This is a genomic window from Lachnoclostridium sp. An118 (genome assembly GCF_002160985.1).
GTDB classification, from domain to species: Bacteria; Bacillota; Clostridia; order Lachnospirales; family Lachnospiraceae; genus Claveliimonas; species Claveliimonas stercoravium.
Window position 1 is genome coordinate 20,871 of the sequence record NZ_NFLQ01000028.1, and the last position, 6,513, is coordinate 27,383.

The following is a 6,513-nucleotide window of genomic DNA, read 5'->3' on the forward strand; positions in this document are numbered from 1 at the left end:
ATTTACAAATTTGTCTGTTTTTCATTTCTCTGTCCCCTTAAAATCCCATCTCATCGTTCACAAGAATAACTTTGATGCGGCCTTTCTCCTTGGAATACCTTGTCACCAACACCTGGCAGCACACCGTATCCGGAGATTTGCAGTTGGCGCACACGCCGGTCTTTGAGCAGGGAGTGTCCAGTCCAAACCTCTGGGCATTGATGGGGGCTGCCTCATGGCGCGCTCTGGAGATGGCGTCCTCCACGCTCTTTACCAGCTTGTTCATGCCCACGATCATGACCACATTGGCAGGTCCCCAGGAGATGCAGGCCACTCTGTTGGCCGTGCCGTCTACATTGACAAGGACTCCGTCCTCTGTGATGGCGTTGGTGCTGCAAAGGAAATAGTCGCTGTCAAAAATCTGGAGCTGAGTCTTTCTCTTCTCCTCCGGCGTCTTGCAGATATCCCGGTTGTAAACCGTATAATTTCCTGAACAGACAGCGTCCAGAAGCCCCATCTCCTTGATGGACATAGAACCTCCCCAGCCCACAGAGCTTCCCTCAGGGATCAGCTCCAGCGCCTTTTTCAGGGCTTCTTCTTTTGACTCTGCGTAATAGCCTTCCATGTTCCGGGACTCCAGCCCTTTGATCACTCTCTGCGCTGCCATTTCATTTCTCTTTCTTCTGTTCGGATCCATATGTATTACCTCCATTTTATTTTTATTATCTTCTATATATTATAGCGCACAACCGCCGCGCTGTGTACCTGCTCCCTGTTGTCCTTTCAGATGCGGGCAAGGATCTCGTCCAGCAGCCTTGCCGCCACCTCATCCTTGCTCATGAGCTCCAGCTCCTTTTCCATGTCCGCCGTGATGATGGTCACCACATTGGTGTCTGTTCCAAATCCCGCTCCCTTGACTTTCAGATTGTTGGCCACGATCATGTCCAGGTTCTTCTTCCTGAGCTTGGCGCGGGAATTTTCCAGCATGTTCTGGGTCTCCATGGAAAATCCGCAGAGGAACTGTCCCGGCTCCTTATGCTGCCCCAGATACCCCAGGATATCGTCGGTCCTCTCCATATCGATAGCCATATCTCCGTCGGACTTTTTGATCTTCTCATCACTTGTCACAGCAGGCCGATAGTCCGCCACCGCCGCGGCCTTGATGATCACATCCACGCCGCCGCTCCTTGCCACCACGGCCTCATACATGTCCCTGGCAGACACCACCGGCACCACATCCACAAAGAGAGGGGGCTCCAGGGCTGTCTGCCCGGTCACCAGCGTCACCTCCGCTCCCCGCAGGGCACAGATCTTCGCGATGCTATAGCCCATCCGCCCGGTAGAGTGGTTGGTGATGTAGCGCACCGGATCGATCCGCTCCTGGGTAGGGCCTGCTGTCACAAGGACTTTCTTCCCCGCCATGTCCTTTTCAAAGGCGCAGGCCATGAGCACATACTGAAACAGGACATCCGGCTCCGGCATCTTACCTTTTCCCACATCTCCGCAGGCCAGCCGGCCTGCTGCCGGCTCCACTACAGTCACCCCGTATTTTCTCAGCTTTTCCAGATTGTCCTGGGTCACCGGATTTTCGTACATCCTGGTGTTCATGGCAGGCACTACGATCTTTGGGCAGTCGCAGGCCAGCACGGTGGTGGTCAGCATGTCGTCCGCAATCCCGCAGGCCAGCTTGGCGATCACATTGGCTGTGGCCGGCGCGATGATCACCGCGTCCGCCCGGGAAGCCAGAGAGACATGCTCTGTGCTGTACTCGTGGTTCCTGTCAAATGTATCTGTATGGCACCGCTGGTTTGTCAGCGCCTCAAATGTCAGTGGCGCTATGAACTCCCTGGCGTGTTCTGTCATGATCACCTGCACGTCCGCCCCCGCCTTTACAAGAAGGCTGGTCAGCCAGGCGCTCTTATATGCCGCGATCCCCCCAGTCACTCCCAGGATCACTGTCTTCCCTTTCAGCATATTGTCAAATCCTTCCTTTCATGCTATACTTTCCGCGTAATTGTATTATATCCCGACAGCGGGAATGATAACAAGGAGGAATTGAATAATGCAAGAAAAAAAACGTGACACCAGATGGATGGTCTGTGTTGCACTTATGGCAGCGATCGTCATCGTCCTCGCGAACACACCGCTTGGCATGATCCAGCTTCCAGTCATCAAGGCGACAACAGTACACATTCCGGTCATCCTCGGAGCTGTGCTCTTAGGACCACTGGCAGGCGGCATCTTAGGCGGCGTCTTTGGAATCTGCTCTCTCATAAGCAATACCATGGCACCGACCCTTTTGTCCTTCGCCTTCTCTCCCTTCATGAGCACCACCGGACTTCCCGGCGTTCTGAAAGCGCTCTGGATCTCCGTGGGATGCCGCATCCTCATCGGCGTGGTATCCGGCTGGCTCTGGAAGCTCTTCGAGAAAGTTCACTTAAACCAGACTATAGCCCTTCCCATCACCGGCTTTGTGGGCGCCATGGTCAACACCGTGACTGTCATGGGCAGCATTTACCTGCTCTTCGCCCAGCAGTACGCCCAGGCTCAGAACGTGGGCGTCACGGCCGTATGGGGCCTGATCATGGGGACCATCACTGCATCCGGCATTCCGGAAGCCATCGCGTCGGCCGTGCTCGTGCTGGCACTGGGAAAGGTCTTACTGAGATTTATGAAAAAAGTTATGATATAAGAACAGACAGTATAAGCGGGGATGCTCCGGGCACAAATGCCCGGGGCATCCCCGCTTTATGCTTTCACCTGTCTTCTCCCCTTACTGCGCCTGCCGCGCCGCTGAACTCGCAGTCCCCCAGCTTCCGGGCTTTTCCCTCAAGCCGGACCATCTGGAAGGCCCGGTTCATCCCGGTCACAGCCACATAGCCGCCTTCTGTCAGCTCCCGGTAGAAATCCTTCCCCCGGGCCGTGCAGAAATACAGCCTTCCCTCTTCCACCAGCATGACATCGATGATACGAGCCCTGGGCCTTCCGTTTTCATCTGTGGTAGCAAATGTCACATCCTTAACATCTCTTAAAATCTGCAGACACTCCTGTGCGTCCATAAGATCCTCCTCCAAAATGTATTCTGAAATGCCTTCTGAAATTCTATCTAAAATGCAGGCCGATGTATCCGGCCCGGGTCCACGGTCTTCTGTACCCCTCTTTGATAGGATATCTCCGGATACCCGAATCCGATCACCATCCCGACATAGTGATCTTCCGGGATCTCCAGCATGGCCCTGATCCGGGGCATCCTTTTCAGGGCACCCAGGGGAAAGGTCAGCATCACAGCCCCCAGCCCTCCGGAGGCGCAGAGCAGTTCAAAATATGTTCCCGCTATCAGCACATCCTGCACCGGTTCGCCCTTTCCCAGCGGCGCATGTGGGATCAGAAGATGCGGAGCTCCGCAAAAAAGCATATCCGGACGCACGGTGGTGCGCCATCTCTTCATGTCCTCGTAGGAATCCCGGTCAAAACCTTCCGGGTAAATCCCCTTTCCTGCAAGGATCTCCATCTCCTGAAAGGCTATCCGGCGAAACCGTTCCATCTTTTCTCTGTCATCGATCAAGGTGAACTCCACCTGCTGCTTATTGCCTCCATTGGGCGCATTAGCCAGCCTGCTGATCATATCCCAGATCATGCCCGGATCTACGCTGCGGTCCTGGTAGCGCCTGCAGGAGTGCCTGTTTGCGATCAGAGCGTCCATGACGGGAGACGCCTCATCCGCTTGCACCGGAGGGATGCTGTCCTTTGGGCAGTGCCCAAAGATGGAGATCGCCCCCGTCGGGCAGACCGCCAGGCAGTGTTCGCACTTCCAGCAGCCGCTCCATCCAAACTCCTGAAAGTCTTCTATCTGTACCCTGCCATCCTCTCCCATAGACAAGACGCCTCCCGGGCAGACCTTCACACACATGCCGCAGCCGGTACACCTATTTTTATCCACAACAAACTGTGCCTTATTCATACATTTCTCATCTCCGATTTATTTTCTGAGCTTATTTTATGAGTGAAGCGGCCTGCCTACAAGTACGCACTTTTTTGTGCCGTAGTTACCTGTCGGTAACTTTCGGGGCCGACTTATCACAGTTTTTAAGGTACAGTATATTAAGACAACCACAAAAAGGGCCTGTGAAAAAATGTGACTTTGTTTTTTCACAGGCCCTCTCTTCGCCTTCTCTGCCGGATGGTTTTACTGATCTGCCATTTTTCCGGTGACTTCATCGATGATATTCATGGCGTTTAAGGTACGTGGATAGCCGATATAAGGCATAAAGAATCTCGTTATATGTTTCATCACTCCAAATCCTTAACGCCTGCAATGCGTCTGAGGTCGATCCGTCCGGCAGATAGCCACAATAATAGGGATCTCTTAATATGTAGTTCACTCTTGTACTTGTGAACTCTTTCCCTGTATGTATCCTATAGCCTTTTTCATAGGAATGTCATTCTCGTTCTTATCTACCTGTTTCTTTGTAGATACTCTGTAAAGACAAATTCATTATACCGCGAAAAGCCGCCGCTTTTCCGGAGCTTGCGCACACTGCAGGAACTCCCCTTCCTCCCTATCAAAATGCATAGAAAAAACGAGGCAGTTAAGACCTCGTTTCCCTGATCACTATTGTTACTCAGGAAGCCGGTAATGTGTGTTCCGGCTTTTTCCCTCCTGAATGATCTGTCCATTTTCAACCATCTTCTTCAATAACCGTCCGCATGTTGTCTGACTGATCCCCAACTCTTTTTGTACATCTTTTCTTATAAATGTACCCTGCTTTTTTGCCAGAGAAATTACTGCTTCCTCCTGATCGTCATCTGCCGGCTTGTTAACGTCCGTCTTCTTCGTCTCGATCTGGACATTCAAATTCGGAAGAATGATCTTAAAAGCATTTTCAGAAGTTTCAATCTCAGGATTTTTCCCTGTTTCCGAATAAGCCTCCCTTATTTTCCGCATCCCGGTTCCGTACGCTTCGATCAATTCCAGACGATAAAATATATTGGCCAGTTTTATATTTCGGCACACAGATATCCCCATCATCACATCATTCAGGGTAACTCCGCTTAAAAGCCCTCCAATGGAAGTAAACTCGATCCGGTCTGCATAAAGACTGACAAAGCTGCTGGCTCGGTAGGAATATTCACGATGGATAAGCAGATTCAAAAGTGCCTCCCTGACTGCTGTCTCCGGGTAGTCTCTCTGATCGATCCGGTACAGCTTCTGGTATGAAGAATGGATCTGATTGCGAAAATCAATGTAATCATACACTTCGTCCATCTGCTGAAACAGGGAGCCGGAAAATTCTTTACGGTCTTTAAACTGGCTCTGGGTAGTTCCTTCAAAAGCGGCCACCTTGATCGTATGCACACACTGATCTGACAGCAGCAGCCCCAGGTTTGTATAAACTCCGTCGTGCGTCATGATCCCCAGCGTTTTCATCTGCGCTTCGCCCAGAGGAAGATCTTTTTTGGCAAATTGCTTTTTTGCCGCTTCAAAAGTCAGCTCCTGATTTAAAGATCTCATATCCTCGAAATGATCTCCATCCGTTTCCTTGATCATCCGGCGGATTGCCGTATTAGTCGCCGGTACTGAGGAATACCCCTGCCGGACATAAACCCCTTCCGGACGCAGCCCCTTTTTTGCAATATAATAAGGGCGTTCCGTTCCCTGTTGGATATCGACTGCAACAATCTGCTTTCCGTCCTCATTTAACGTCTCATAATGTAAGAACATCGTCAGATCCGGCTTTATCGCATCCCGAACCATATTGCTGACCTGCAGGGCAGCTCCGTCCGGATCATCCAGTCCGATAACCGTTCCATCGTCCTGAACACCAATATATAATTTCCCACCTTCGCAATTTGCAAATGCTATAATTTCTTTTTTTATATCATCCGCCACAACAGATTTTAATTCCACTGTTTCGCTTTCCTTAAAAACCATCTTATTTCCCTCCAAATTATTCTACTCACATTCTAACCTTTCTAACCATTCTTGTCAATTATTGGTTAGAAAAGTGGTTAGAATAGGCGAATAAAGGATAAAACTTGTGCCCCAAGCCATATACCATGATTTTGTCACGTATTTTATAGATTATACGTGACATATTCTAACCATTCTTTTCATTTTATGGTTAGAATAGAAAACTGACCACAACAGATTATATATTTATTGTTTTCTTTCAGGCACTCGGCAGCTCGAGCCAGTCACGCATCAGGCATACGCTCGGCTCGTCCTCACGGGGAACCAGCCTGTAGCTGCACTCATGCACGACGATTTTCTCTGTTCCGGATCAGTTGTATATCTGGCTGTATGATAAAGTTCATTCAATACTTTTGTCTGACTATCTCCCTCCACCTGAAAGAGCTGCCGTTTTTCCATTTCATTCAATACCATAAGACTTCCCTTCTTCCTGAAAAAAGGCACAGTCAAGACCACCGGCTTAGCCGGTGGCTTGCTTTGACCCTATAAGGGTCTTTTACCGGCACTGGAGTCTAAAGACTCATCGATTTGGTTCGCCAATCGCAACATCATTTTCTTACTTG

General features: G+C 50.5%; 7 protein-coding genes and 1 pseudogene. 1 reads left to right on the top strand and 7 read right to left on the bottom strand.

Features of this window, described 5'->3' with window-relative positions:
* Positions 1-37: 37 nt before the first annotated feature.
* Both B5E62_RS15775 and coaBC read right to left on the bottom strand, forming a co-directional pair.
* On the bottom strand, positions 38-676 hold the full coding sequence (locus B5E62_RS15775) for a lactate utilization protein (RefSeq protein ID WP_087175473.1): 639 nt from the start codon (positions 674-676) through the stop codon (positions 38-40).
* A gap of 86 nt (positions 677-762) precedes the next feature.
* Positions 763-1,953 carry a bifunctional phosphopantothenoylcysteine decarboxylase/phosphopantothenate--cysteine ligase CoaBC gene (coaBC, locus tag B5E62_RS15780; protein WP_087175474.1) on the bottom strand — a complete coding sequence of 397 codons (1,191 nt, stop codon included), beginning with the start codon at positions 1,951-1,953 and terminating at the stop codon, positions 763-765.
* 88 nt (positions 1,954-2,041) lie between these two features.
* Here coaBC and B5E62_RS15785 point away from each other — a divergent pair, with 88 nt between their 5' ends.
* Positions 2,042-2,671, top strand: coding sequence for an ECF transporter S component (locus tag B5E62_RS15785; RefSeq protein WP_087175475.1), 630 nt, complete (start codon positions 2,042-2,044; stop codon positions 2,669-2,671).
* A 64-nt stretch (positions 2,672-2,735) separates the two neighbouring features.
* Here B5E62_RS15785 and B5E62_RS15790 read toward each other — a convergent pair whose 3' ends face one another.
* The 5 genes and pseudogenes from B5E62_RS15790 to B5E62_RS15805 all read right to left on the bottom strand — a co-directional run bounded on the left by B5E62_RS15790 (position 2,736) and on the right by B5E62_RS15805 (position 6,364).
* Positions 2,736-3,038 carry a pyridoxamine 5'-phosphate oxidase family protein gene (locus B5E62_RS15790; protein ID WP_087175476.1) on the bottom strand — a complete coding sequence of 101 codons (303 nt, stop codon included), beginning with the start codon at positions 3,036-3,038 and terminating at the stop codon, positions 2,736-2,738.
* Between the two features lie 47 nt (positions 3,039-3,085).
* Positions 3,086-3,940 carry a nitroreductase family protein gene (locus B5E62_RS15795; RefSeq protein WP_087175477.1) on the bottom strand — a complete coding sequence of 285 codons (855 nt, stop codon included), beginning with the start codon at positions 3,938-3,940 and terminating at the stop codon, positions 3,086-3,088.
* 379 nt (positions 3,941-4,319) lie between these two features.
* Positions 4,320-4,397: pseudogene (locus B5E62_RS17790) on the bottom strand (hypothetical protein); the annotation flags it as partial.
* A 200-nt stretch (positions 4,398-4,597) separates the two neighbouring features.
* Positions 4,598-5,911: an RNA-binding domain-containing protein gene (locus B5E62_RS15800; RefSeq protein WP_087175478.1), complete on the bottom strand. Its 1,314-nt coding sequence runs from the start codon at positions 5,909-5,911 to the stop codon at positions 4,598-4,600.
* Between the two features lie 270 nt (positions 5,912-6,181).
* Entirely contained in the window at positions 6,182-6,364 is a 183-nt protein-coding gene (locus B5E62_RS15805; protein ID WP_242957995.1) for a hypothetical protein, read from the bottom strand.
* Positions 6,365-6,513: the final 149 nt, after the last annotated feature.

Excerpts from the sequence above, each read along its gene's own strand:
- B5E62_RS15775 (WP_087175473.1), bottom strand. The coding sequence starts at position 676 with ATGGATCCGAACAGAAGAAAGAGAAATGAAATGGCAGCGCAGAGAGTG.
- coaBC (WP_087175474.1), bottom strand. The coding sequence starts at position 1,953 with ATGCTGAAAGGGAAGACAGTGATCCTGGGAGTGACTGGGGGGATCGCG.
- B5E62_RS15785 (WP_087175475.1), top strand. The coding sequence starts at position 2,042 with ATGCAAGAAAAAAAACGTGACACCAGATGGATGGTCTGTGTTGCACTT.
- B5E62_RS15790 (WP_087175476.1), bottom strand. The coding sequence starts at position 3,038 with ATGGACGCACAGGAGTGTCTGCAGATTTTAAGAGATGTTAAGGATGTG.
- B5E62_RS15795 (WP_087175477.1), bottom strand. The coding sequence starts at position 3,940 with ATGAATAAGGCACAGTTTGTTGTGGATAAAAATAGGTGTACCGGCTGC.
- B5E62_RS15800 (WP_087175478.1), bottom strand. The coding sequence starts at position 5,911 with ATGGTTTTTAAGGAAAGCGAAACAGTGGAATTAAAATCTGTTGTGGCG.
- B5E62_RS15805 (WP_242957995.1), bottom strand. The coding sequence starts at position 6,364 with ATGGTATTGAATGAAATGGAAAAACGGCAGCTCTTTCAGGTGGAGGGA.